Annotated in this window: 1 protein-coding gene; it reads right to left on the bottom strand. The window is 61.7% G+C overall.

The features are described 5' to 3' along the window. Window positions 1-67: 67 nt before the first annotated feature. Window positions 68-339: aldehyde dehydrogenase family protein (locus EN852_RS37215; protein WP_135879791.1), on the bottom strand; the 272-nt coding region annotated here is incomplete at its 5' end.

Here is a 339-nt window from a genome sequence, read left to right as displayed (position 1 = left end):
CATCTTCTACCATCTGGTCTGTGCGCTTACCCAGTATCTGGATGGGACGGTGGAGAAGTAGGCGGGATCAGTACGGGCTTGCCACGTCCCCGCTCTCGACATAGATCGACTTCAGCTGCGAATAGAGCGCCAGTGCCGCCAGCGAATTCTCGCGGCCGATGCCCGATTGCTTGACCCCGCCGAAGGGGATTTCCACAGGGGTCAGATTGTAGGCGTTGATCCAGCAGGTTCCGGCCTGCAACTCGGCAATGACGCGGTGGGCACGCGGCAGGTCGCGTGTGAACACGCCCGCGGCAAGGCCGAACTCGGTGTCGTTGGCGCGGTCTATAACCTCGTCCT

Origin of the sequence: Mesorhizobium sp. M2E.F.Ca.ET.209.01.1.1, from assembly GCF_004010375.2 — a bacterium.
In the GTDB taxonomy this organism is placed as follows: domain Bacteria; phylum Pseudomonadota; class Alphaproteobacteria; order Rhizobiales; family Rhizobiaceae; genus Mesorhizobium.
The sequence above is the reverse complement of the archived record's forward strand: the minus strand, read 5'-3'. Positions and strand labels throughout refer to the sequence as shown.